This is a genomic window from Streptomyces tardus, from assembly GCF_018101125.2.
Classification (GTDB): Bacteria; Actinomycetota; Actinomycetes; order Streptomycetales; family Streptomycetaceae; genus Streptomyces; species Streptomyces tardus.
In genome coordinates this window covers 1952299-1974804 of record NZ_JAELVF020000001.1, presented here as the reverse complement: position 1 = coordinate 1974804, position 22506 = coordinate 1952299, and the positions used below count along the sequence as shown (strand labels likewise).

Here is a 22506-nt window from a genome sequence, read left to right as displayed (position 1 = left end):
CCGCCCCCGCGTTCCGCGCCGGACCGCGGGGCGGTGCCGGACCGTACGGACCGCACCGGGTCGTACGAACCGCACAGGACTCCACAGGTACCGCCCTGGGAAAGGCCGAACAGGTGTCACAGCCATTCGAACTGCCCGACTTCTATCTGCCGCACCCCGCCCGTCTCAATCCGCACGTGGAGAGCGCGCGGACCCACACCAGAACCTGGGCGCACCGGATGGGGATGCTGGAGGGCTCGGGCATCTGGGAGGAGCGTGATCTGGAGGCGCACGACTACGCCCTGCTGTGCGCCTACACCCACCCGGACTGCTCGGACGCGGCGTTGTCGCTGGTCACGGACTGGTACGTGTGGGTCTTCTTCTTCGACGACCACTTCCTCGAAACGTTCAAGCGCTCGCAGGACCGGGCCGGTGGCAAGCGGTACCTGGACCGGCTGCCCGCCTTCATGCCGATGGACCTGGCCGACGGTTTCCCCGAGCCGACCAACCCGGTCGAGGCGGGGCTCGCGGATCTGTGGGCCCGTACGGTGCCGGAGATGTCGCTCGACTGGCGGGCGCGGTTCGCCGAGAGCACCGAGCACCTGCTGAACGAGTCGCTCTGGGAGCTGTCCAACATCAACGCGGGGCGCGTCCCCAACCCCGTCGAGTACATCGAGATGCGCCGCAAGGTCGGCGGTGCGCCCTGGTCGGCCGGGCTGGTGGAGTACGCGGCGCAGGCCGAAGTCCCCGCGTCCGTCGCGTACTCCAGGCCGCTGCGGGTGCTGCGGGACGCGTTCAGCGACGGCGTGCACCTGCGCAACGACCTCTTCTCCTACGAGCGCGAGACCCAGGAGGAGGGTGAACTCAGCAACGGCGTACTGGTGTTGGAGACCTTCCTGGAGTGTTCCACGCAGGAGTCCGCCGACTCCGTGAACGATCTGCTCACCTCCAGGCTCCACCAGTTCGAGAACACCGTCGTCACCGAACTGCCGCCGTTGTTCGTCGAGTTCGGGCTCGACCCGGCGGGTTGTGCCGCGGTGATGGCCTATGTGAAGGGGCTCCAGGACTGGCAGTCCGGCGGCCACGAGTGGCACATGCGCTCCAGCCGCTACATGAACGGCGGTGCCAACAGCGGCGGCGGGACCTGGACCCTCCCCGTTCCCCGCGGCCTCGGTACGTCCGCCGCGACGGTCAAGCCGTTCACCGTACGGTCCGAGACCGCGCGCCGGCGCAGCTTCACCCATGTGCCCTTCCGGCGGACCGGGCCCTCCCAACTCCCGGAATTCGAGATGCCGTTCAAGGTCGGGCTCAGCCCGTACCTCGATGCCTCGCGCCGGGCGACCGTCGACTGGGGCGAGGCGATGGGCATGCTGGAGCCGCAGCCCGGCGTACCGCTCTCCGACATCTGGAGCCGGGACGCGCTGGCCGGCTACGACTTCCCGCTCTGCGCCGCGGGTATCCACCCGGACGCCACCCCCGAGGCCCTCGACCTCAGCTCCCAGTGGCTCACCTGGGGCACCTACGGCGACGACTACTATCCGGTGGTCTTCGGCGCGACCCGCGACCTGGTGGGCGCCAAACTGTGCACCGACCGGCTCCCGTCCTTCATGCCGCTCGACCCGGCCGAGCCGACTCCCGTACCCGCCAACGCACTTGAGCGCGGACTGCTGGACCTGTGGCTGCGCACCTCCGAGCCGATGACGCCGTCGGCCAGAGCCACGTTCCGCGCCACCATCACGGATATGACCGGGAGTTGGCTCTGGGAGCTGGCCAACCAGGCGCAGCACCGCATCCCCGACCCGGTCGACTACCTGGAAATGCGCCGGATGACCTTCGGCTCCGAACTCACCATGAGCCTGTGCCGCATCGGGCACGGGCAGAGCGTGCCGGAGGAGGTCTACCGCAGCGGACCGATGCGCTCACTGGAGAACGCCGCCTCCGACTACGCCATGCTGATCAACGACGTGTTCTCGTACCAGAAGGAGATCGAGTACGAGGGCGAGGTGCACAACGGCGTCCTCGTCGTCCAGAACTTCTTCGACTGCGACTACCCGACCGCGCTGCGCGTGATCGACGATCTGATGAAGAGCCGGATGCGCCAGTTCCAGCACGTCGCCGCGCACGAACTGCCCGTGCTCTACGACGACTTCGACCTCGACGAGGAGACCCGCGCGGTCCTGCGCGGCTACGTGGCGGAACTGGAGAACTGGCTCTCCGGCATCCTTCACTGGCACCGGGGCTGCCGCCGTTACCGCGAGGAGGACCTCAGCCACGGCAACCCCGCCACCACCCGGCACATGCCGGCCGGGCCGCTGCCGCCCGGCGCCCTCACCGCACCCGGCACCCGGGCTCTCCCCGGCGCGCTCACCGGCCTCGGCACCTCGGCCGCCAGGCTCGGCCCACTGGCCGGCCGCCCCGGCACCTCGGTCACCACCGGCGCCGTGCACCGCGGCTGAACCCCACCGCCCCCGGCGTCGTACGGCCCACCCCGGCCGTACGACGCCGACGCGACGGGGCCGAGTCAGTCGGCCCAGGCCTCGAGCAGCTCGCCGGGCCCGTACGTCGCGTCGAGCCCGGCGCAGTCGAAGCCGCTGCGGCTGACGGCGACGAGAGGGACGGCTTCCTCGGTGAGCAGTGCACGGTGTCGTTGCAGTGCCGCCAGGTCGTGACGGTCGAACGGTGAGGATTCGAGCCATTTGACGGAGCCGAGGAAGTGCAGGCTCTTGGCGATCGGTGCCCGGTCCGCGCCCACGAGATCGATCTCGACGTCGTTGCTCCGGGTCCAGTAGCCGCCGACGGCGGGGGTGGTGGGCAGTGCGCCGTCGGGCAGCAGCCGCGCGAGCGATTCCCGGACGAGCGGCTCGACGGCCCGCCCCCGCCAACTGCTCCACTGCCGCTTGATGCGCTCCAGCGTGAGGTCCCCCCGCATGCGCTCGATCTCTGCCATGTGGGGCTCGATGAAGGTGAGCCAGAAGCGCAGATACGGATCGGCCACGCGGTAGCGGCGTTCCTTGGACGGATGGAGCGAGATCGGCAGCTCCGCGGCCACCACTCGTTTCTCCACGAGCAGTTCGGCCGCCCGGCTGAGCGTGGTGTGTGCGATCCCGCCGGCCGCCCTGGCGATGTTGGTGAAGCTGCGCTCGCCCGAACCGATGGCGCGCAGCACTTCCCGGCTCATGGCTCGGGGCGGGAACTCGGCGGCGAGTGAGCGTTCGGCCGAGACGAGCAGTGCGGAGGTCGGGTTGTTCAGGGCGCCGGTCAGGAACTCCCGGACCGAGGCGCCGGGCCGCCACTCCTGGCAGATCAGGGGCAGACCTCCGGTGACCAGCGCGGCGTCGATGGCGGCGGGCGGCTCCAGCGAGAGCATCCGGCCGATGTCCGCTGGGTTGAGCGGACCGAGCACGAGCTCGGTGCCGCGTTGGTGGAAGGGGCGTTCGTAGCTGTTGAGGGCCTCCATCATGGACAGGTCGGAGCCGACCAGCAGAAGCAGCACGGGTTTGCGGCAGAGGAGCCGGTCCCAGGCGCGTTGCAGCATTCCCTCGAAGGCGTCGACCCGGTCCATGAGGTAGGGGACTTCGTCGATGACCACCACGCTGGGACTGTGGTCCGGAAGCGCGTCGGCGAGCAGGCGAAGCGCGGCGTTCCAGTTGGCCGGAGGCTCCTCCGTGAACAGGTCGCGCCGGGGCAGTGAGGAGCGGCTCACCTCGTCCGAGAGCGCGTCCAGCTCGATCTCGGCCGAGGCGCCGGAGGCGGTGAAGAACACGTAGGGGTGCTGCCCGCGCTGGAGGAACTCCTCGACGAGGCTGGACTTGCCGACGCGTCTGCGCCCGCGAATGAGGAGGCACTTGCCGGGCTTCTCGCCGCCCTCGGCGTCGCGCACCGACTCCAGCACGTCGTCCAGGATCCTCAACTCGCGGGTACGGCCGATGAATTGCTGCAAGCGGGCCACCTCCACAACCGATGCCGTGCGCTCATCCGAATCGCTCGGATACTAGCGCTGGGAATAGTATCGCTGGCGATACTATCTCTGGCGCTAGTATCCACTTCGCTTTGGGATGGTTAGGGGTGTTTTTTCGAGGGGGCTCTACTCCTCGTGTCGTATGCGTGGCCGTCGGCGGGTGCTTACCGTCGGGGCATGGTGACGGTCGAGCGGGTGGCGGGGCTGGTGCGGGGGGTCTCGCCGGTGGCCGTGGACGTGCTGGTCGTCGTGGTCGTGGGGCTGCTGACGGGGGCGGACGCCGCGGTCAGCTACCCGGGGTACGAGCCCGCCGGTCCGTTGACGTGGGTGCTGCTCGCGGTGTCGTTGGCGGCCCTGCTGGGAAGGCGCCGATGGCCGGTTCCGGTGGCCGTGGTGACCGGTGCGGCGTGCGCGGGCTGGGCGTTGAACGGGCATGTGGGCGAGCTGCTGAACCTCCCCGTCATCGTCGCGCTCTACACGGTCGCGGTGCAGGGCGATCGCCGTCGCACCGTGGTGACGGCGGTCGTCGCCTCGGTGTTGTCCGGGCTGGTCGCGCTCACGGTCGGCGGCCGGGCCAATCCGCAGGGTGCGCCGATGCTGGAGCTGGTGTGGCCGCTGGTGCCGCTGCTGCTCGGCGAGGTCGTACGGACCAGGGCCGAACTGCTTCGGGAGTACGCGGACCGCGCCGAACGGGCCGAGGCGGAGCGCGAGGCGGAGGCCGCCCGCCGGGTGCGGCAGGAGCGGGTGCGCATCGCCCGCGAACTGCACGACATCGTGGCGCACACGGTGACCGGGATGACCGTGCAGGCCGGCCTCGCACTGGACGCGCGGGAGAACCGGCCCGAGGTGGCGGCCGAGGCGATGCGGCAGGTGCGGGCGTCGGGCCGGGACGCCGTACGGGAGCTGCGGGCCACGCTCGCGGTGCTGCGGGAGGAGCCCGGTTCGAACGCGCCCACACCCCGGCTCGCCGATCTCGACGAGCTGGTGGACCGGGCGCGGGCGGACGGGCTGCTGGTGGACCTGACCCGTGAACCGGCCGCGGCGGAGGGCGAGTTGCCGTTCGTGGTGGAGCTGGCGGCGTACCGGATCGTCCAGGAGGCGCTGACCAACGTACGCCGCCACAGCCGGGCCCGACGGGTGGAGGTGACGGTCGTCGCCGGCTCGCAGGGGCGGCTGCTGGTGGAGGTGACCCGTGAACCGGCCGCGGCGGAGGGCGAGTTGCCGTTCGTGGTGGAGCTGGCGGCGTACCGGATCGTCCAGGAGGCGCTGACCAACGTACGCCGCCAGCTCCACCACGAACGGCAACTCGCCCTCCGCCGCGGCCGGTTCACGGGTCAGGTCCACCAGCTCGTCGAGATCGGCGAGCCGGGGTGTGGGCGTGGGTGTGGGTGCGGCCTCGGGCGGGGAGCAGCTTTCGGGCCCGGTCGGTGCAGGTCGTGCGGGTGAGCCGGTGGGTCAGCGCAGGTCGAGGCGCATGAGGACGCGGGGGTGGCCGGCGAGTACGGAGGTGGTGTCGGCGGCGTGGACGAAACCGGCGCGTTCGAAGTTCCGGCGCAGCCCCGGGTAGGCCATGGTCAGGTCGACCCTGGCGCCCAGGTTGTCCAGCGGATAGGCCTCGACCGCCGGGGCGCCACGTTCGCGGGCGAACTCGACCGCGCCGGCGATGAGCGCGTGCGAGACGCCCTTCTTGCGGTGGCCCGGCCGTACCCGGATGCACCACAGCGACCAGACCGGCACGTCGTCCACGTGGGGAATCTTGCGGTTGCGGGCGAAGGAGGTGTTCGCGCGGGGCGCCACGGCGGCCCAGCCGACCGGTTCGCCGTTCTCGTACGCGAGTACGCCCGGCGGCGGTTCCTCGCGGCAGAGCCCGGCCACGTACTCGCCGCGGGCCGGGCCGCGCAGCTCCTTGTTGAGCTTCGAGGGCAGCCGGTAACTCAGGCACCAACAGACGTTGGCGGCGGGGGACTTGGGGCCAACCAGCGCGCGGACGTCGTCGTAGGCGGTGGCCGGACGCACATCGAGAGGCATGGACACACCGTGCCACGGGGAACCCCGCGCTGCCCGCAGTATCGGGGCTGCTCGCCGTGCCGGGGCTGAGCGCGTTGACCGGGTTGCTCAAGCTGTCTGTCCGCTGCTCGCGGGGAGGTGCGGACGGCGTCGGAGGCGGGCGGCGGGGGCGGCGATCGTTCCGGGCGTCGGTGGGCGTCGACGGGTGTCGGTCAGCGTTGGCCGGCGGCGGGCTGGGGTGTCGCGGACGGGCTCGTTCGGGCTGTAGGGGTGTTGTCCTTCGCCGTGGCGCGTGCGACGTTGAGGGCGTGACCTCCTCCGAGACAGCACAGGACTCAGCAGGCGCGGCCGACGCGCAGGGCCGCACCCCCCGTGTGACCGGCGTGCCCGCTGAGTTGCGCGCGGAGGGTGATGAACTGGACCGCCTCGTACGGGAGTTGGCGCCCGAGGGCTGGGGCACTGCGACACCGGCGCCCGGCTGGACTGTCGCGCACCAGATCGGGCACCTCGCCTGGACGGACGAGGTCGCCCTGCTCTCGGCGACCCGGCCGGACGCGTTCCGCGCCGAACTGGAGCGCTCGATGGGGGAGTTGGAGGGGTACGTCGACCGTGCCGCTGCGGAGGCTGCCGAGCGCGCGGATCTCGCCGACCACTGGCGCGCGACCAGATCGGCGCTGGCGGAGGCACTCGCCGGGGTGCCTTCCGGCACCAAACTGCCGTGGTTCGGGCCGCCGATGAGCGCGATGTCGATGGCGACGGCGCGGCTGATGGAGACCTGGGCGCACGGCCAGGACGTGGCGGACGCACTGGGTGTGGTCCGCACACCGACCAACCGGCTGCGCAATGTCGCCCACCTCGGCGTCCGGACAAGGGACTTCGCGCACACGGTCAACGGCCGGACTGCCCCCGATGAGCCGTTCCGGGTCGAACTGCTGGGTCCCGACGGGCAGTTGTGGACCTGGGGCCCGGAGGAGGCCGGCCAGAGGGTGACCGGACCGGCGCTCGACTTCTGCCTGCTGGTCACCCGCAGGCGTCACCGCGACGACCTCGCGATGGTCGCACACGGCGAACAGGCCGACGCCTGGCTCGACTTCGCGCAGGCGTTCGCCGGCCCGCCGGGCGAGGGACGCAAGCCGTCGGCGCCCTGAAGGAGAGGCACCGCGACGCCTGCCCGGGAGCATGTACGGCCGCCGCCGACCCGCAGCCCGCGTCCCCGCGATCCCCCGTGTGCGGGGTCGGTCGCGCCGTACGCTGTGCCGCATGACCGAGCAGGAGCCGCCGGGGCCCGAGGCCGCCGAGGCTGTCGAGGCGAAACGCGTGCGGATCGTACTGGCCGACGACCAGACGGTGGTGCGGGCCGGCTTCCGGGCGTTGCTCGAACTGACCGAGGACCTGGTGGTCGTCGCCGAGGCCGCGGACGGCGTGCAGTCCGTCGAGGCGGTACGGATGACCCGGCCCGATCTGGTGCTGATGGACATCCGGATGCCCGGTATCGACGGGTTGGAAGCGACCCGCAGAATCGCCGCGGACCCCGCGCTGGACGGGGTCCGGGTGCTGATACTGACCACCTTCGAGATCGACTCGTACGTCTTCGAGGCGCTGCGGAGCGGGGCGGCGGGCTTTCTGCTCAAGGATGTCGAGCCCGACGAGCTGCGTGCGGCGATCCGTACGGTCTCGGCCGGTCAGGGGCTGCTGGCGCCGGCGGTGACGCGCAGAACGATCGAGGAGTTCGCCAGGCTCGCGGCGCCGGAAGCGGCCGGCGCCGAACGGCTCGGTGCGCTCACCGACCGTGAACGCGAGGTGATGGCGCTGGTGGCGGCCGGGCTGACCAACGAGGAGATCGGCCGTGAGCTGCTGATGAGCCAGTACACCGCCAAGACCCATGTCCACCGGGCGATGACCAAGCTCGGCGCCCGGGACCGTGCGCAGCTGGTGGTGTTCGCGTACGAGACGGGGCTGGTACGGGCCGGAGGACGGGGCGGCGCACCCGCCTGAGGCGGGCGTCGTGGCCGCCGCCGCAGAGCCGGACCGCCGGCCGCGCCACCGACCGCCACTGGTCGCCACCGGCCGCCTCCGGTCGCCGCCGGCCGCCTCCCGTGCCGGGCCGGGCCGAGGTACGTCGTGGGGTGTAGTGCTCGACTCCCGTTGGCGGATGGCAGGAGCGGCGGGCGCTTCTAGCTTCGGAAGCATGATCGAAGCAAGAGAACTCACCAAACGCTACGGCGACCACGTCGCCGTCGACCGACTGACGTTCCACGTGAAACCAGGCCGCGTCACCGGCTTCCTCGGCCCGAACGGAGCCGGGAAGACGACCACGATGCGGCTGATCCTGGGCCTGGACGCTCCCACTTCCGGCGGCGTGACGGTCGGCGGGGTGCCGTACTCCGGGCTGCCCTCGCCGCTGCGTACGGTCGGTTCGCTGCTGGGCGCCGGAGAGGTGCACGGCGGACGGTCCGCCCAGCGGCATCTGCTCGGCCTCGCGGTCAGCAACGGCATCGCGCGCGACCGGGTCGACGAGGTGCTGGAGCTGGTGGGGCTGCCCGCCGACACCGCCCGTCGGCGGGTCCGCGGCTTCTCGCTCGGCATGGGGCAGCGGCTCGGCATCGCCGCCGCGCTCCTCGGCGACCCCGAGGTGCTGATCCTCGACGAACCGGTCAACGGACTGGACACCGAGGGCATCCGCTGGATGCGCGATCTGCTGAAGTCCCTTGCCGCGCAGGGCCGTACGGTCTTCCTCTCCAGCCACCTCATGAGCGAGATGGAGCTCACCGCGGACCATCTGATCGTCGTCGGCCGGGGACGGCTGTTGGCGGACACCACGATGCGGGACTTCATCGAGACGCATTCGCAGGGCCATGTGCTGGTCCGAACGCCCGAGCCGGAGGGTCTGCGCTCGCTGGTGGAGGGGCGGGGCGCGCGGTGGCGGCCGGAGCCGCGCGGCGGCTGGCGCGTCGAGGGGCTGAGCGCGGACGTCATCGGCGATCTCGCCCGCCGGCACGGCCACGCGATCCATGAACTCACCCCGCGCCACTCCTCGTTGGAGGACGTCTACACGGAGCTGGCCCAACCCGCCGCGCGCTACCGCGCCCGGCCCGAGAAGGAGGTTGCCCGATGAGAGGGGACACCAGGACGGACAGGACGGAGCTGAGGGCCGAGCCCCGGCCGCCCGCGGGGAGAGCCGGTTTCCGGCAGGCGATCGGCCATGAGTGGATCAAGTTCACCAGTGTCCGTTCGACGCTGTGGACCGCGGTGGCTGCCGGCACGGTGACCGCCCTCGGCGCGGTGTTCGTCGCTCTCAGCGAGAGCCTGCAGCCCGACGACACCGTGCTGGGCGGCAGTCTCACGCTGGCCGTCGTCGGACAGATGCTGGCGGCCGTGTTCGGTGTGCTCGTCGTCAGCGGCGAGTACGCCAGCGGCACGATCCGTACGACGCTCACCGCCTGTCCGCGCCGCGGCACGGTGGTGGCGGCCAAGACGACGCTGGTGGCGTCGGTGCTGTACGCGGTGGGGCTGATCTCGTGCACGGCCGCATATCTGCTGGGAGACGCACTGCTGCCGAGCGGGACGTACGCGCAGGGCGAGCCGCTGCCCGCGCTCTTCGGCGCTGCGGCGTCGTTCGCCGTCTCCGGGCTGCTGGGGCTGGCGATCGGCCTGCTGGTGCGTCACTCGGCGGGTGCGGTGACCGCGGCCGTGGCGGTGCTGCTCCTGCCGTCGCTCCTCGGCCCGCTCTTCGGCGACTTCCAGGGCTGGGTGGCGGGCGTCTCGCCGACCGCCGCGCTGGAGAAGGTGATCCAGACCTCCGACGCCGGCGCGGAGGTGGTCGGCAGTCTCGGCGCCGGCGCGTCGCTCCTGCTGGTCGCCGGTTACACGGTGGGCGTACTGCTGGTGGCCGGTACGGCGTTCCGGCTGCGCGACGTGCACTGAGCCGCACGGGCCTGCACCGAGGTCGCGGGTGTGCGCTGAGCCGCACGCCCCTGGTCCGGGCTTCACGGGGCGTTCCGCGACGGACGTGGGCGCCCCGGCGTCGCGCCTGTCACCGGCGTCGCGCCCGTCACAGGTCGCACGTCGCGCGCGGGGTGCGCAACCGTTGCCGCCCGTGCCGCGTCCCCAGCCGGGAGCGGGCCGGAGCCCGCCGGAGCGGGTGTTCTCACTTTCGTCAGACCCGACGGGCGACGAAGGTGAATGGTGCGATCGGCCCCGCACGCTCTACGGTCAGCCGGGTGGGTCCTCCCGGGGCCCTACAGGACGGTTGCGCGAGCGCGGAGGGCATCACGCATGAGTGAACGGTTGGACACGATCGACGAGTCGGCGGACTCGTCGGCCGGACAGGAGTCCGGGGGTGCCCATCACGCCTCGCGAGGAGTCGGTCTGACCTCCGCGGAAGTCGCCGCACGGGTCGCCGCCGGGCAGGTCAACGACGTACCGCCGCGGTCCAGCCGCAGCGTCGGCGAGATCGTGCGGGCGAACGTCTTCACCCGTATCAACGCGATCATCGGCGTCCTCTTCGTCATCATCATGATCGTCGGCCCGATCCAGGACGGCCTCTTCGGCGGTGTGATCGTCGCCAACATCCTGATCGGCATCTTCCAGGAGGTGCGCGCCAAGCGGACCCTGGACGAGTTGGCCATCGTCGGCGAGACCCGTCCGTCGGTCCGGCGCGACGGGGAGGTCGTCGAGATCAGCCCGTCCGAGGTGGTGCTCGGCGACGTCATCGAGCTCGGGCCGGGCGACAAGATCGTCGTCGACGGTCAGGCGGTCTTCACCGACAACCTGGAGGTCGACGAGTCGCTGCTGACCGGCGAGGCCGATCCGGTCGTCAAGGAGCCCGGCGACCCGGTGATGTCCGGCAGCTTCGTCGTCGCCGGTGGGGGCGCGTTCGCCGCGACCCGGGTGGGCAAGGACGCGTACGCCGCGCAGCTCGCCGAGGAGGCCAAGCGCTTCACGCTGGTCAACTCCGAGCTGCGGCAGGGCATCAGCACGATCCTGAAGTACGTCACGTACGTCATCATTCCGGCCGGAATCGCCCTGATCATCAGCCAGTTGGCGATCAACGACGGCGATCTGCCGGAGGCCGTGCGCCGGATGGTCGCGGGTCTGGTGCCGATGGTGCCCGAGGGCCTGGTGCTGCTCACCTCGATCGCCTTCGCGGTCGGAGTCGTACGGCTGGGCCGCAAGCAGTGCCTGGTCCAGGAGCTGCCGGCGATCGAGGGCCTGGCCCGGGTCGACACCGTCTGCCTGGACAAGACCGGCACGCTCACCGAGGCCTCGATGGACGTCGAGACCGTGCACCGGCTGGGCGACGCGCCCGCCGACATCGACGTGGACGCGGTGCTCGGCGCGCTCGGCAGCGCGGACGAGCGTCCCAACGCCAGCCTCCAGGCCATCATCGACCGCTACCCGGCCCCTGCCGGCTGGTCGGTGGTCGGCGGCGCCCCGTTCTCCTCGGCGCGCAAGTGGAGCGGCGCCACCGTGCGCACCGCCGCGGGCGGGACCGAGACCTGGCTGCTGGGCGCACCCGACGTGCTGCTGCCCGCCGGCCACGCCTCGCTGGCCGAGGTCGACGAGTACGGCGCCAAGGGGCTGCGGGTCCTGCTGCTGGCCCGCTGCTCCGCCGAGCTGGACGCGCTGCTCGCCGAGCCGGCGACCGCGACGGCGGCGGCCACCCCGGTCGCGCTGGTCGTGATCAAGCAGCGCATCCGCCCCGAGGCCTCGGAGACGCTGCGGTACTTCGCCGACCAGGGCGTGGACACCAAGGTCATCTCCGGGGACAACGCGCTCTCCGTCGGCGCCGTCGCCCGCGGCCTCGAGCTCCCCGGCGCCGAGCACCCGGTGGACGCCCGCGGCCTGCCCGACGGTGCGCGCGAGCCGGACCGGCTCGCCGACGAGGTCGAGGGCAACACGATCTTCGGCCGCGTCGGTCCGCAGCAGAAGCGGGACATGGTGCACGCGCTCCAGTCGCGCGGCCACACGGTGGCGATGACCGGTGACGGCGTCAACGACGTGCTTGCGCTCAAGGACGCGGACATCGCGGTCGCGATGGGCTCCGGCAGTCCGGCCTCGCGCGGCGTCGCCCAGATCGTGCTGCTGAACAACAGCTTCGCCACCCTCCCGTCGGTGGTCGCCGAGGGCCGCCGGGTGATCGGCAACATCGAGCGGGTCGCCAACCTCTTCCTCACCAAGACGGTGTACGGAGCGCTGCTCGCGATCATCGTGGTGTTCGCGCAGACCCCGTACCCCTTCCTGCCGCGGCATCTGACCCTGATCGGTTCGCTGACGATCGGGATTCCGGCCTTCTTCCTGGCGCTCGCCCCGAACAAGGAGCGGGCGAAGTCCAACTTCGTGGGCCGGGTGCTGAGGTTCGCGATCCCCGCGGGCAGCCTCGCGGCCGTCGCCACCACCGTGTCGTATCTGATGGCGCGGTCGGTGTACGACGACAACCTGGAGGCGGAGACCTCCATCGCCTGTCTGACGCTGTTCCTGGTCGCGCTCTGGGCGCTGGCGATCATCTCCCGCCCGTACACCTGGTGGCGGGTGCTGCTGGTCGGCACCATGGCGCTGTCGTTCGCGACCGTGCTCACCGTGCCGTTCCTCCAGGACTTCTTCCAGATCAGCCTGGTCGGCACCCAGGCGCCCTGGACCGCGGTCGGTGTCGCCGTCGTGGCCGGTGTGACCCTGGAGGTCTTCTGGTACGTACTGCGTCGCCGGGCCCGGTCCGAGGAGTCCGCGGCCGGGACCTCGGCGGGGGAGAAGCTCGGCGCGGCGGCGTAACACGCGGTGCCGACAGGGCGGTTGACGCCCGTCGGCCCCGTCGGCCCCGTCGGCCCCGTCGGGCCGACGGGCGCAGCGCGGGGCGGGTCTTCGGGCCCGCCCCGCCGCCGTCCCCGCCGTCCCCTGCGTCCCCGGCGTCCCCGGCGTACACGGCGTACACGGCGGGGCGGTGGGCGTACGGGCGGTCGAGGCGTATGGGGACAAGGGCGTACGGGAGCCGAGGCGTACGGGCGTCGAGGTGTCAGCCACACCGGCGTCGGGTGGCGGCAGGCCGGCTGCCGCGGTGGCGGCGCGGCCGGCGACGGGCGCTGTCCCGCGCGGTGCTTCGGCCTGTCGGACGAGGCCGGCCTCGAACCAGCGATAGAGAGCCGCCGCCCCGATATCGCCCCACAGCCCGAGCCGTACGGAGCGGGCCCGGACCTAGCCTGGCCACGTGAAACGCGACGACGACCGGTTGCTGCCGGCTCTCCTGCTCTGCCTCCAGGCCCTGGTGTGGCCGGGCGGATCGCTGCTGCGCGGAACGGCGCCGTCCGCCTCGGCGCTGCTGGTGGCGCTGCTGGTCGCGGCAACCGTGACGGCCGCGCTCACGGTGCGCCGCTCTCGGCCCGTGCTCGCGCTGCTGCCGGCCGTCGCCGCCTGTGCGCTGGGCGCCGGGGCGCTGCCCACCGGTGGCACCGCGGTACTGGGCACGGCCGGACTCGCGCTCGCGCTGTTCACCGTGGCGACGGAACGGGACACCTTCACCGCGGTGCTGTGCGCAGCCGCGCTCTCCGGCTGGCAGTTCGTCCACGGCGTGAGTCTGCACGGGATCAGCGACCGCCACGGGCTCGACCTCGTCCTGACCGCGCTGCTCCACGCCGGCGCCTGCGGCACCGGTCTGCTGGTACGACGCAACCGGCGGGCCCGCGCGGCGGCCGAACTCCGTCTGGAACAAGCCGAGTCGGAGCGCCACCGGCTCCCGGCAGCCGAACGACGGCGGATGGAACGGGAGTTGCACGACGTCAGCGCGCACCATCTGACCGCTGTCGTCGTCACTGCCGGCGCGGCGCTCAGCCTGGGCGACCGACGCCCCGAACTCGCCGGTGAGGCACTGGAGTTCGCCGCCGGTACGGGTCGTACGGTCACCGCCGCCCTCACGGCCGTACGCTCGCCCGCGGCGTCGGCGGACGAACTCCCCACCCCGCGCGAGCGGTTGCTCGACCTCGTCACGGGCTTCGGCCGGCTGGGCGGGATCATCGAGCACGAGATCGACGCACTGCCCGCCGGCGCGGTCGCCGACGCGGCGTACGGCATCGTCCGCGAGGCGCTGACCAACGTGGCCCGCCACGCACCCGGCGCCCCCACCACGGTGGTCTGCCGGTACGGCGAGGCGCAGACCGAGGTGCGGATCACCAACGCCGCACCGCCCGCCGGCGCAACCGCGCACGCGGCGGGGCTGGGCGGCGGACGCGGGCAGGGATCGCTGCGTTCGCGGGCGCGGGAGGCCGGCGGCACGCTGCGGACCGGGCCCGGCCCGGACGGCGGTTGGGAGGTCCGCGCCGAACTCCCGGGCCACGAGGCCGCGTTGGTGGAGCGGACGGAACCCGTCGGCCACCGGGTCGCGCAGCTGGTCGCGGCCCTCGGCCTGTGCACCCAGCCGCTGCTGTCGACGCTGGTGCTCAGCACGGCGCGGACGCCGGCCGAGCCGAGCGGCGGCTGGCAGGTTCCGGCCGGGGTGCTGTTCGCGCTGCTCGCAGCCGCGCAGGCGGTCGCCCTGCTGTGGCTGCGCCGTTCGCCGCGCACGGCGCTCCTCGCGCTCCTCGCGCTGGTGCCGCTGTGGCCGGTCGCGATGGCCTTGGGGCACTGGTCCGGGCCGGTGCTGCTGCCGCCGCTGCTCAGCGCCGTCGCCACCTGTGCGGCGCTCGTCGGCCGGGAACGCCCCCGCCCCGACGGCACCGCCGCGGGGCCCGGCGGCCGGTTCGGTGTCGCCGGTGTCGCCGAACCGGACGGGCTGATCGCGCCGGCGGGCTGCGCGGCGGTGCACGCCGCGGCGGCGGTCGCCGCGGTGCTCGGACGCGGTACGGCGCTGCCGCTCTGGGCGGTGGTCGCGGGGTGCGTGGCCGGAGCCGTGCTGCTTGTCGGCGCCGCCGAGACGGCGGGTCTGTGGCGCGGTAGACGGACACACGACGCCGAGGACGCGCGCGCGGCGCGTATCGACGACTGGACCGAGGCGGCCGTACGCGACGCCTGGGCCGAACGCCGCCGCATCACCGCCGGATTGGAGACGACCGTGCTCGCACGCACCGCCGACATGGCCGCCGAGGCCGAAGCCGGGCGGCTCGAAGCGACCGCCGAACGGGCCCGCGAGGCGCTGGCGGCGATGCGCGCCCTGCTCGACTCCGTCCACGGCGACGACACCCCCGGCGACGCCCGCCCCTCGGGCGAAGCACGCCCCTTGAGTGCGGCCCGCCCCTTGGGTGACGCCCCCACAGCTCGCGACGCGCCCTCGGGCGGGGACGCGCACGACGGTGATACGACCCCGGCCGGCGATACGCATGCGCCCGGCGAAACGCGAGACGGCTCCGGCGCGACGCAGAGCAGTGCTGACGCGCACCTCTCCGGCGGCGCGCGGGGCTCCGGCGGCGTCGCCGCGCCGTGCCGCGAGGGCGCGGCGGACGCCGGTGCTCCCCGCCGTCCGCAGCCGACGGTCGACGCCCTCGATCTGCTCGCCCGGCAGACCCGCGCCACCGGCCGCGACGTACGGATCCGGCTGACGCCGCGCGTACCGCAGCGCCTGCCCGCAGCCGTCGACCTCGCGGCGTACCACCTCACCGAGACGCTGCTCTCGGCCACTGCGGCGCAGCGGCCGGCCGCCGTCACTACGGTCGAACTCGACGCGGACGAAGCAGAGTTGACGATCACGGCGACCGGAGCGGCGGGTGCCGACCGGCCCGCGGCGGCAGCGCGGCTGGCGGCCCGTGTCGACGCGCTCGGTGGCACACTGACGGCCGGATTCGACGGCTCACCGGGAGCGTTCCGCATCTCGCTGCCGCTCGGCGACGGCGCGGCGGGCCGCGAGCCGGGCACGGAGCGGGACGACGACAGGAGGAACCGGTGAGTCTGAGGGTGCTGGTAGTCGACGACCAGGGCGTGGTCCGGGCGGGGTTCGCCGCGGTGATCGACGCCGAGGAGGACATGTGCGTCGTGGGCGAGGCCGCCGACGGTGCCGCGGCGGTGCACCTCGCGCGCGAACTCGCGCCCGACGTGGTCGTCATGGACGTCCGGATGCCGGAGGTCGACGGGATCGCCGCCACCCGCATCATCACCGCCGTGCCGAACGGCCCCCGCGTACTGGTGCTGACCACGTTCGACCTCGACTCGTACGTCTTCGACGCACTGCGCGCGGGAGCCTCCGGCTTTCTGCTGAAGGACGTCCACGCGGCCGAACTCCTGCGCGGGATCCGGGTGGTGGCGGTCGGCGAGAGCGTACTGGCGCCGTCCGCCACCCGTCGGCTGATCGGCCACTATGCGGCGCAGCCGGAGTCCGGGCGCTCCCGCCCGTACGAGCGGACGCGTCCCGAGTCGGCGAACCTCACCGAACGCGAACGCCATGTGCTCGGCCTGCTCGCCACCGGACTGAGCAACGCCGAGATCGGTGGTCGGCTCGGCATCGCCGTCGGCACCGTGAAAACCCATGTCAACGCACTGCTGCGCAAGCTCGGGGTGCGCGACCGGGTCCAGGCGACGATCCACGCCTACGACCTGGGCCTCGTGCGCCCCAACCCGCCCGGCCCGCACGCCACTTGACCGCGCCGCCCCCGTACGGCACCTGCGCCGCCCCCGTACGGGTGCCGCACCGCCCCCGTACGGCACCTGCGCCGCCCCTGTACGGGTGCCGCACCGCCCCTGTACGGCGGAGTGGTGTGCGGTACGGCGACCGGATCCCGTACGGCACACGGCAGTTGGACGGTTGCTCGGGCCGCCCATCCCGAGCCGCCCGGCTCAGAACCGCCCGGCTCGGATCCGCCGGACGTGACCCGACCAATGAGGAGTTCCGCCATGAACCGCATCGCCACCCGAGTACGCCAGTTCCTCACCGACCCGGTGGCGCTCGGCTATCTGGCCCTGGTCGCCGCCCTGGTGGTCTGGGCGCTGACGGTGACCGGTCTCGACGACTCCGGGGAATCGATGGCGGGGGTCGTGCCCGTCCTGGCGACCGCGCCCTTCGGTTTCGTCCTGGTCGTGCTGCCCGATCACGCCGCGTCGTTCCTGGTGGCAGTGGCGATCGGCGGGGTCGTCAACGCCCTTGTCATCGGCTGGTGTTCGCAGACCCTGCGCAACAGGCGCAACGGCTGACAAGCGCTGAAGTCCCGACGCACCGCCCGCCCGGCCAGACGCGGGCCCCCCGGTCACTCGCCCGGCTGGGCGTCCCGCGCGAGGTACGCGGCGAGGTGCGACAGCGACGAGGAGAGCCCGGCCGCGTGGTCCTCCGCGGAGATGCCGGACGGCACGTTCTCGGCGCGGATCTCCATCAGGGCGCCGCCGTCGACGGGCGTCAGCTCCCAGGTCATCGTCATCGTGCCGCTGTACGCGGGGTCGTCCGAGACGAAGTCGATCGCCTGCACCACCCGTCGGCCCGGCACGAGTTCGACGAACCGGGACTCCACCACGTCCTGGCCATCGCCGGACTTGGCGTTGCCCTCGTCGTCGCCCAGGTAGGTGAGGACCATCCGGAAGGAACCGCCCGGCCGCGGGTCGAAGTGCTCGAACCGTCCGTGCATCCCCTCCGGCGGCAGCCACTGTGTCAGCGCGTCCGCGTCCACCAGCGCCGCGTACACCCGCCCGCTGTCCGCCGGCACCCACTTCTGTGCCCGATCCGTCCGCTTCATGCTGTCACCCTCATTTCGTCATCGTGTGTCGGTCACTGCTCGTCCCGCCGGTCCACGTACTCGCGCAGATGCTGCGCGGTGAGCGTTTTGCCGTGGTCGACCAGGTCGGCCGGGGTGCCGGTGAAGACGACCTCGCCGCCATCGTGCCCGCCGCCGGGGCCGAGGTCGATGATCCAGTCGGCGTGCGCCATCACGGCCTGGTGGTGCTCGATGACGATGACCGAGTTGCCCGCGTCGACCAACTGGTCCATCAGCGCGAGGAGTTGGTCGACGTCGGCGAGGTGGAGGCCGGTCGTCGGCTCGTCCAGGACGTAGGTGGCCGCCTTCTCCGCCATGTGGATGGCGAGCTTGAGGCGCTGGCGCTCGCCGCCGGACAGGGTGGTGAGCGGCTGGCCGAGACGTATGTAGCCCAGACCCACGTCGACCAGCCGGCCGAGGATCTTGTGCGCCTGGCCGCCGGGGAAGAAGTCGTGCGCCTCGGCGGTCGACATCTCCAGCACCTCGTGGATGTTCCTGCCGCGCAGCCGGTGGGTCAGCACCTCCGGGGTGAAGCGCTTGCCCTCGCACTCCTCGCAGCGCGACGCCACACCGGCCGTCATCGCCAGATCGGTGTGGACGAGCCCGATACCGCCGCACTTCGCGCAGGCGCCCTCGGAATTGGCGCTGAAGAGGGACGCCTTGACGCCGTTCTCCTTGGCGAAGGCGTTGCGGATCGAGGTGAGCAGCCCGGTGTACGTGGCCGGGTTGCTGCGGCGCGAGCCGCGGATCGGTGTCTGGTCGGCGACCACCACACCCTCCCGGCCCGGCAGTGAGCCGTGTATCAGGGAGGACTTGCCCGAGCCGGCCACTCCGGTGACCACCGTGAGCACCCCCAGCGGGATGTCGACGTCGACGTTTCGCAGGTTGTGCCTGCTCGCTCCGGTGATCGAGAGCTTGCCGCGCGGCTCCCGCACGGTCTCCTTGGGCCGTACGCGGTGCTCCAGATGCTGACCGGTCAGGGTGCCGGAGGCGCGCAGGCCGGCGACGTCGCCGGTGTAGCAGATCTCGCCGCCGGCGGTCCCCGCGCCGGGTCCCAGGTCGACGACGTGGTCGGCGATCGTGATGACCTCCGGCTTGTGCTCCACGACCAGCACGGTGTTGCCCTTGTCGCGGATGCGCAGCAGCAGGTCGTTCATCTGCCGGATGTCGTGCGGGTGCAGACCGACGGTCGGCTCGTCGAAGACGTACGTGACGTCGGTGATGCTGGAACCGAGGTGCCGCACCATCTTCACGCGCTGTGCCTCGCCGCCGGAGAGGGTGCCCGACGGGCGGTCCAGGCTGAGGTAACCGAGCCCGATCTCGACCAGGGAGTCCAGCAGTTCGCGCAGGTTGGACAGGAGCGGGCCGGTGTCGCCCGGCTCGATGCCGCGCAGGAAGGCGGCGAGGTCGTTGATCTGCATCCGGGAGCAGTCGGCGATGTTGCGGCCGTCGATCCGCGCGGAGAGCGCGGCCGGGCTGAGTCGGCTGCCGCCGCAGCTGCCGCAGGTCGCGAAGACCACGGCCCGGTCGACGAAGGCGCGGATGTGCGCCTGCATCGCCTCCCGGTCCTTGCTCAGGTAGGTGCGCTGGATCTTGGGGACCAGGCCCTCGTAGCTCAGATTGCTCTTGCCGACCTTCACCTTGGTGGCGGGCAGATGCATCAGCGCGTGCCACTCCTCGGCCGTGAAGTCGGCGAGCCTGGTGTCGGGGTCGTAGAACCCCGAGCTCGCGCAGACCTGCCACTGCCAGGAGTCGACCGCGTAACCGGGAGCGGTGATCGCGCCCTGGTTCAGGGAGAGTTCGCGGTCGACGAGCTCGTCGAGGTCAATGGTGGAGACCTCGCCGATGCCCTCACAGTCCGGGCACATCCCGTCGGGGGTGTTGAAACTGAAGTGGAAGGAGGGGCCGACATACGGGCTGCCGAGGCGGCTGAAGATGATCCGCAGCATCGTGTAGGCGTCCGTCACCGTGCCGACCGTGGAACGGGAGTTGGGCGTCATCCGCTCCTGGTCGACGATGATCGCGGCGCTCAGGTTGTGCAGCCCGTCCACGTCGGGGCGGCCCAGGCTCGGCATGAACGACTGGATGAACGCGGTGTACGTCTCGTTGATCAGCCGCTGCGACTCGGCGGCGATGGTGCCGAAGACGAGCGAGGACTTGCCCGAGCCGGAGACCCCGGTGAAGACGGTGAGCCGACGCTTGGGCAGGTCGACGGAGACGTTGCGCAGGTTGTTCTCGCGCGCGCCGCGGACCTGGATGACGGCGTGCTGGTCGGCAGTGGTGGGGATCGCGAGCGCGGGTGGCAGCGCGGCGGGGGCCTCCACCGCGCTCCCGGCGGCTGGGGAGTCGTGGCCGGCGGCTGTGGGCCCGGCCGTGGTGCGGTCGGAAGCCGGAGGTTCGGCGGGCATGGGTACGTCCTTCTCTGCGGGGCCGAGCCGGTGCGCGAGGAGCGGTGACAGCGACCAATGCGGCGGGAGCGACAGCGGAAAACGACTGGGGAAGACGGACCTGGAGGACGACTGGGTGCGACGGCTGAACGGGATGGGGGAGGGTCGAACGAACCGTAGGACACAGCACTGACAATCGGGCCGGGCGCGGGGCGGCGGCGGTTCGCCGGACCACTCGGTCGGAGAGGGACCAGTTGGTCTGTTACGTTCGGTCGGGCCTCGGCGGCCTGTCGGCCCCGGTCGGGACACGGCTCCGGGGCGAGCGCCGCCGCCACCCGCCGGGTCACCGGTGACGGCAGTGATCACCACCCGCGTCGCCGGGTCCGGACCCGGACCCGGACCCGTACCGGACCCGTACCGGACACGGACACGGACACGGACCCGTACCGGACCCGGACCCGTACCGGCATCGGACTCACGACAGGAGAACGCCTTGCCCCGCCCCACCCGCGCCGAGGTCGATGCCGAGATCATCGAGGCCGCCGCCGAACTCTTCCGCGCCCAGGGCTACTTGGGCACCTCCGTCCAGCAGGTGGCCGACCGGGTCGGCTACTCGAAGACCGGTCTGCTGCACCGCTTCCCCTCCAAGGAACGGCTGCTCGCCGCCGTCCTCGCTCCTCCGCTGGCGGAGTTCGCGGCGCTCCGGGCGACCTGGGCGGCTCTGCCGCCGGGGCCCGAGCGGCGGATGCGGGCCTCTGCGGATCTGGTGGACCTCGCGCTGCGGCACCGCGCCAGCGTTGGCCTGGTGCTCGACTCCGGCCTGCCGATGCTGCGCACCGAACTGCGTGCGGAGAGCGGCGTACTGACCGAGCTGGACGACCACCGCACGGAGACGCTCGCCGAGTTCAGCACGTCAGGTGAATCGGCGGCCGGTTCCTCGGCGGACACCTCGGGCTCCGCGTCCGGCGCCGCCGCGCTGCCGGAGGACGGTTCGGTGGCGGCCCAGTTGGCCGTGATGGGGCTGGTGCACACCGTCGCCTGCCGCCAGGAGCCGGCCGAGGTGCTGCGGGCACCGCTGCTCCGGGCGTTCCGCGCCGCCTGCGGCGTACGACCGGCGGCCTGAACCCCCGGCCCGTACCGCCGTACCCATACCGCCGGGCCCGCCCCGAGACGTCCGGCCCCGTCGGCCCCGCGCAACCCTCCGCACGGGCCGACGCCCACGGCGCCAACGCAGCGTACGACGCCGCGACTTGCCGCGCCCGCCGGATCAACACGCGCTTCCGCGTGATGACTTGCGCTGCCCAGAGCTGGTCGCGGTCCGCCTGGCGTGTCGGCCGAACCCCACCCGTACGGGCGCGACTTGCCCCACATGTCGGCCCGACGCCGCTCGTGCAGGGGCGACTCGTCGCAGACGTCGGCTCAACGCCCAGCCCCGCGCGGCGACTTGCGCCTTCGGGCTGCCGCGCCGAGCTGTGGGCTGCTTGTACCTGCCGGCCCGGCCCCGCTCGGGCCGGGGCGATTTGCCGACACGGCTCAAGGCGGGCCGTCGCGCGATGACGTGCCGAGGCTCGACGCCGTGCACGCAGCCCCGACTTCGCCCGCACGTTGCCTCAACGGCACATGCTCCGAGCCGACTTGCCTCATGTGCCGACTCAACACGGCGTCAGACACCGGACTTCGACCCGGCCGGTGGCGGGGACACCGCCGCTTCGGGGCTACTTGACCGATGCCTTGCAGCTGCTGTCCCCGGGGTCGTTGTCCGCGTTGTCCGAGACCGTCTTCCCGTCGACCTTGATCACGCAGCGAGCGGGCACCAGCTTGCCGTCGGGCTCCTGGACCGAGGGCGGCGTCAGCGTGACCGCCCGGCCGACCTCGGTCTCCGCGCCCCTCAGCGCGAGCGTCTCGGTCTTCGTCCACGGCAGCTTCTTGACCGTCTCGGTCTTCATTTCGTTCGTCATGTAGATGACGGCGCCGAGGACCGTTCCCTCGCCGCTCACTTCGAGGGTGACCTCGCGGGTCTCCCCGTCCGCGTCCCCGGAGCCGTCGGAGCCCTTGTCCTGCGAAGCCCCGTCGTCCGAACTGCCGGAGTCCGAACTGCTGTCGTCCGAGCCGCCGTTCGGGTCGGACGACTCCGAGGACGCCGTGTCCTTCTTTGCGCCGTCCTCGCTGTCGCCCCCGTCGCTGCCGCAGCCGGTCAGTACCAGTGCGACCGCTGTCGCGAGGACGGCCCCGTTCGCGGTTCTCCGCATGTCGTGATCCCCCTTGGTGGTGCCCTTTCGCGGCGCTCGTGCCGCGTTCGTCCGTCGAGGATAGCCAGGCGCGTACTGCCCCCGACGCCGAGGCGTGTACGGGCCCGACTACCGGGCGAGCCGGCCTTGCGCCGGCGCCCGGGCGCACCGGCTGGCTCACCGGCCCGCGTGCGGACGTGGCGACGCCCGGTACACCTCGGCCCACCCGGGAGGGCCATGCGTACCGGGCGTCGCGCGTGCGCCGCCGGCGTCGGTTGCGTCGGTCACCGGTG

16 protein-coding genes are annotated in these 22506 nt (G+C 72.3%); 11 read left to right on the top strand and 5 right to left on the bottom strand.

Annotated features, from left to right (window positions below):
* The first annotated feature begins 113 nt into the window (after window positions 1-113).
* Window positions 114-2435: a terpene synthase family protein gene (locus tag JGS22_RS08475; protein ID WP_211042286.1), complete on the top strand. Its 2322-nt coding sequence runs from the start codon at window positions 114-116 to the stop codon at window positions 2433-2435.
* Between the two features lie 65 nt (window positions 2436-2500).
* Here JGS22_RS08475 and JGS22_RS08470 read toward each other — a convergent pair whose 3' ends face one another.
* Window positions 2501-3919, bottom strand: a complete 1419-nt coding sequence (locus JGS22_RS08470) for an ATP-binding protein (protein WP_211042287.1) — start codon at window positions 3917-3919, stop codon at window positions 2501-2503.
* A 195-nt stretch (window positions 3920-4114) separates the two neighbouring features.
* Between JGS22_RS08470 and JGS22_RS08465 the strand changes: the two genes are divergently transcribed.
* On the top strand, window positions 4115-5383 hold the full coding sequence (locus JGS22_RS08465) for a sensor histidine kinase (RefSeq protein ID WP_236073083.1): 1269 nt from the start codon (window positions 4115-4117) through the stop codon (window positions 5381-5383).
* Between the two features lie 9 nt (window positions 5384-5392).
* On the opposite strand, the gene JGS22_RS08460 is transcribed toward JGS22_RS08465, so the two are convergent.
* Window positions 5393-5965, bottom strand: a complete 573-nt coding sequence (locus JGS22_RS08460) for a GNAT family N-acetyltransferase (RefSeq protein WP_211043861.1) — start codon at window positions 5963-5965, stop codon at window positions 5393-5395.
* Between the two features lie 353 nt (window positions 5966-6318).
* Here JGS22_RS08460 and JGS22_RS08455 point away from each other — a divergent pair, with 353 nt between their 5' ends.
* The 8 genes from JGS22_RS08455 to JGS22_RS08420 all read left to right on the top strand — a co-directional run bounded on the left by JGS22_RS08455 (window position 6319) and on the right by JGS22_RS08420 (window position 17047).
* Complete coding sequence (locus JGS22_RS08455; protein WP_211042206.1) at window positions 6319-7092, top strand: TIGR03084 family metal-binding protein; 774 nt, start codon at window positions 6319-6321, stop codon at window positions 7090-7092.
* A gap of 112 nt (window positions 7093-7204) precedes the next feature.
* On the top strand, window positions 7205-7939 hold the full coding sequence (locus JGS22_RS08450) for a response regulator (RefSeq protein ID WP_211042200.1): 735 nt from the start codon (window positions 7205-7207) through the stop codon (window positions 7937-7939).
* Window positions 7940-8132: 193 nt separating this feature from the next.
* Window positions 8133-9059, top strand: coding sequence for an ATP-binding cassette domain-containing protein (locus tag JGS22_RS08445; protein ID WP_211042201.1), 927 nt, complete (start codon window positions 8133-8135; stop codon window positions 9057-9059).
* Window positions 9056-9868, top strand: coding sequence for an ABC transporter permease subunit (locus JGS22_RS08440; protein WP_211042202.1), 813 nt, complete (start codon window positions 9056-9058; stop codon window positions 9866-9868). The genes JGS22_RS08445 and JGS22_RS08440 overlap by 4 nt, the downstream gene beginning before the upstream one ends.
* 351 nt (window positions 9869-10219) lie before the next feature.
* The gene (locus tag JGS22_RS08435; RefSeq protein WP_211042203.1) at window positions 10220-12712 is read left to right on the top strand and encodes an HAD-IC family P-type ATPase; all 2493 of its coding nucleotides are present in this window, start codon (window positions 10220-10222) and stop codon (window positions 12710-12712) included.
* Between the two features lie 433 nt (window positions 12713-13145).
* Window positions 13146-15809: a sensor histidine kinase gene (locus tag JGS22_RS08430; RefSeq protein ID WP_211042204.1), complete on the top strand. Its 2664-nt coding sequence runs from the start codon at window positions 13146-13148 to the stop codon at window positions 15807-15809.
* Window positions 15806-16498, top strand: coding sequence for a response regulator (locus JGS22_RS08425; protein ID WP_211042205.1), 693 nt, complete (start codon window positions 15806-15808; stop codon window positions 16496-16498). The genes JGS22_RS08430 and JGS22_RS08425 overlap by 4 nt, the downstream gene beginning before the upstream one ends.
* A 252-nt stretch (window positions 16499-16750) precedes the next feature.
* Entirely contained in the window at window positions 16751-17047 is a 297-nt protein-coding gene (locus JGS22_RS08420; protein ID WP_236073082.1) for an SCO4225 family membrane protein, read from the top strand.
* Window positions 17048-17100: 53 nt separating this feature from the next.
* On the opposite strand, the gene JGS22_RS08415 is transcribed toward JGS22_RS08420, so the two are convergent.
* Both JGS22_RS08415 and JGS22_RS08410 read right to left on the bottom strand, forming a co-directional pair.
* Window positions 17101-17580 carry an SRPBCC family protein gene (locus JGS22_RS08415; protein WP_211041515.1) on the bottom strand — a complete coding sequence of 160 codons (480 nt, stop codon included), beginning with the start codon at window positions 17578-17580 and terminating at the stop codon, window positions 17101-17103.
* A gap of 32 nt (window positions 17581-17612) precedes the next feature.
* Entirely contained in the window at window positions 17613-20006 is a 2394-nt protein-coding gene (locus JGS22_RS08410; protein ID WP_211041516.1) for an ATP-binding cassette domain-containing protein, read from the bottom strand.
* Window positions 20007-20478: 472 nt separating this feature from the next.
* On the opposite strand from JGS22_RS08410, the gene JGS22_RS08405 reads away from it, so the two are divergent.
* Window positions 20479-21108 carry a TetR/AcrR family transcriptional regulator gene (locus JGS22_RS08405; RefSeq protein WP_211041517.1) on the top strand — a complete coding sequence of 210 codons (630 nt, stop codon included), beginning with the start codon at window positions 20479-20481 and terminating at the stop codon, window positions 21106-21108.
* A gap of 592 nt (window positions 21109-21700) precedes the next feature.
* Here the strand turns inward: JGS22_RS08405 and JGS22_RS08400 are convergent.
* Window positions 21701-22234: a hypothetical protein gene (locus JGS22_RS08400; protein ID WP_211041518.1), complete on the bottom strand. Its 534-nt coding sequence runs from the start codon at window positions 22232-22234 to the stop codon at window positions 21701-21703.
* Window positions 22235-22506: the final 272 nt, after the last annotated feature.

Coding starts and splice junctions, on each gene's coding strand:
- JGS22_RS08465 (WP_236073083.1), top strand. CDS start 4,115: ATGGTGACGGTCGAGCGGGTGGCGGGGCTGGTGCGGGGGGTCTCGCCG.
- JGS22_RS08460 (WP_211043861.1), bottom strand. CDS start 5,965: ATGCCTCTCGATGTGCGTCCGGCCACCGCCTACGACGACGTCCGCGCG.
- JGS22_RS08450 (WP_211042200.1), top strand. CDS start 7,205: ATGACCGAGCAGGAGCCGCCGGGGCCCGAGGCCGCCGAGGCTGTCGAG.
- JGS22_RS08445 (WP_211042201.1), top strand. CDS start 8,133: ATGATCGAAGCAAGAGAACTCACCAAACGCTACGGCGACCACGTCGCC.
- JGS22_RS08440 (WP_211042202.1), top strand. CDS start 9,056: ATGAGAGGGGACACCAGGACGGACAGGACGGAGCTGAGGGCCGAGCCC.
- JGS22_RS08435 (WP_211042203.1), top strand. CDS start 10,220: ATGAGTGAACGGTTGGACACGATCGACGAGTCGGCGGACTCGTCGGCC.
- JGS22_RS08420 (WP_236073082.1), top strand. CDS start 16,751: ATGAACCGCATCGCCACCCGAGTACGCCAGTTCCTCACCGACCCGGTG.
- JGS22_RS08415 (WP_211041515.1), bottom strand. CDS start 17,580: ATGAAGCGGACGGATCGGGCACAGAAGTGGGTGCCGGCGGACAGCGGG.
- JGS22_RS08410 (WP_211041516.1), bottom strand. CDS start 20,006: ATGCCCGCCGAACCTCCGGCTTCCGACCGCACCACGGCCGGGCCCACA.
- JGS22_RS08400 (WP_211041518.1), bottom strand. CDS start 22,234: ATGCGGAGAACCGCGAACGGGGCCGTCCTCGCGACAGCGGTCGCACTG.